Annotated in this window: 2 protein-coding genes; one reads left to right on the forward strand and one right to left on the reverse strand. The window is 64.0% G+C overall.

Translation table 11 applies throughout. From position 1 onward, the window contains the following. Nucleotides 1-1,067 (reverse strand): hypothetical protein (locus tag G6N75_RS07010; protein ID WP_206202987.1); only part of this gene is annotated, 1,067 nt, incomplete at its 3' end. Nucleotides 1,068-1,770: 703 nt separating this feature from the next. Here G6N75_RS07010 and G6N75_RS07015 point away from each other — a divergent pair. Further along, nucleotides 1,771-2,462: hypothetical protein (locus G6N75_RS07015; RefSeq protein WP_206202988.1), on the forward strand; the 692-nt coding region annotated here is incomplete at its 3' end.

The raw sequence follows: 2,462 nt of genomic DNA on the forward strand, positions 1-2,462 counted from the left end.
GTGGCCGTCCAGCTGATCGCCAGGTCGGTGCCGTCATCGACAACGCCGGTGATCTGCCAGTCGATCTTGTCGCCTTCGACCACGGAGGTGTCGACACCATCGAAGATGATGCCGCCGCGGCCGGTGGTCGCGCCGTTGTGGAACTCGGCCACGGTGGCGCGCGCCAGGGAGCCGTTATGGCAGACACTGCAGTCGGCCGCCAGCGGATCGGCGATACCCAGGTGGATATTGCCCGCCTCGAAGCCGAAGCTCTCGAAGCTGCCATGGCAGCTGAAGCAGCCCGCGCCGGTGACCGGCATGGCGTTCGCCGCCTCGAGGCCGGACACGCCCGCGGCCGGCACGACATCGTCGCGATGGCAGACGCTGCAGTTCGTCATGTAGGTCGGGTACGTCACGTCGTACACCGTGTCACGCCGCGACACGAACTCGCCGTCCGGGAAGTTGTGCGAGTTGTGAATGCCGTGGATGATCTCAGCCATGGCGCCGTAGGACGGACGTTCGTCATCCGGGGTGGCCGGGTCGTCGCTGGTATGACAAACCACGCAGGCATCGACCGTGATCGGGGCGGAATAGTGGCCGCCGCGATTGTCGGGCGCGAAGCGACCGACTTCGCCGCTTTCGCCATGGCAGTCGACGCAGGCCTGGTTGGCGGCGATGCCGGTACGCCCGAGGGGTGCCGGGTAGTCGCCATAGGCCACGACTTCGAGCTCGTTGGCGCCCGCGCGGAGGATCATCAGGTAACGCTGGTTGTCCGCGACGCCGATGAGCGCTACGCCGCCGGGAATGACGACTTCGTAGTCGCCGCCGCCGAGGTCGGTGAAGGTCACAAGGTCAACGCCCGGACTCGAACCCCTGGGAGGCGTGCGCAGGTCCGTGCGGTTCGTGCCGTCGCCGGCATAGGCCCGGTACAGCGTCGCGCCGTCGATGATGGCGCCGTCGACCGTAGCACTGAAGGTGACGGTGATGTCGGTGCCGTCGTCGGTGACGACAAAGTTGTCGAAGGCACCCTGGTCGAACACCAGGTGGCTTTCGTTCGCGTCCGCGAAGGTGCCGCTCGCGTGGCACACGGCGCAGGACTCGACAGGCGTAATGACTGCGTCTTCACCCGGAGGGCCCGCGGGTCCCTGGGGCCCGGTGTCGCCTACAGGACCCTGGGGTCCCGTGGCGCCATCGTCGCCTTCGCAGCCGGCTAAGCCGAGAAAAGCAGCGAGCGCAAGCGTCGCTGCCATGGTCCATTTTGCTTTCATTGTTCCCTCCAACGGGAGTAAGAGCGCGTCCCCATTAAGTGCGCATCCCGCTTGCTCCCTTCCGGAGCCCCCACGTCGGGATGCTCACCAGTGATGTTGCGACTATTCAAGTCATTGGCCAATTAGGACATTTACGAAGAATGTGCAGAATACGAATCATTTTCAAATGACGTTCAACTCTTTGTTTATATTCATATTCAAGCTTCGTACATCCCCTGATTGGATACGCGGGTCAATGCACGCACCATCCCCTGTGAGCATTCCGTTGTGGGGGCTCCGGAAGGGAGCAATGCGGGATGCGCTTGTAGTTGGGGACGCGCTCTTACTCCCGTTGGAGGGAACAATGAAAGCAAAATGGAAGATTGCAGCGACAGTAACGCTCGCTGCTTTTCTCGGATTAGCCGGCTGCGAAGGCGACGATGGCGCCACGGGACCCCAGGGTCCTGTAGGCGACACCGGGCCCCAGGGACCCGCGGGTCCTCCGGGTGAAGACGCAGTCATTACGCCTGTCGAGTCCTGCGCCGTGTGCCACGCGAGCGGCACCTTCGCGGACGCGAACGAAAGCCACGTGGTGTTCGACCAGGGCTCGTTCGACAATTTCGTCGTCACCGACGACGGCACCGACATCACCGTCACCTTCAGCGCCGCGATCGACGGCACTCCAGTCGAGGGCGCGGAACTGTACCGGGCCTATGCCTGGGACGGCACGGATCGCACGGGTTTACGTTTCCCGCCAAGGGGATCTAACCCGGGCTTGGACCTTGTCGACTTCACCGACAACGGTGGTGGCGACTACACGGTCGTCATTCCCGACGGTGTGGCGCTCCTGGGCGGCGCGAATCAGCGTTACCTGATGATTCTCCGCTTCGGGGCGAACGAGCTCGAGATCGTGGCGTATGGCGACTACCCGGATGCGATCCCGTTGGCCGGCCTCGCCAGCAACCAGGCCTGCATCGACTGCCACGGCGAGAGCGGCGAAGTCGGTCGCTTCGCGCCCGACAATCGCGGCGGCCACTACTCCGCCCCGATGACGGTGGACGCCTGCGTGGTCTGCCACACCGGCGAATTCCCGGGCGACGGACCGAGCTATGGCCAGATCGCCGAAATCATTCACGGCATCCACAACTCGCACAACTTCCCGGACGGCGAGTTCGTGTCGCGGCGTGACACGGTGTACGACGTGACGTACCCGACCTACATGACGAACTGCAGCGT

This window comes from Thioalkalivibrio sp. XN8 (genome assembly GCF_011058255.1).
Taxonomy (GTDB): Bacteria; Pseudomonadota; Gammaproteobacteria; order Steroidobacterales; family XN24; genus XN24.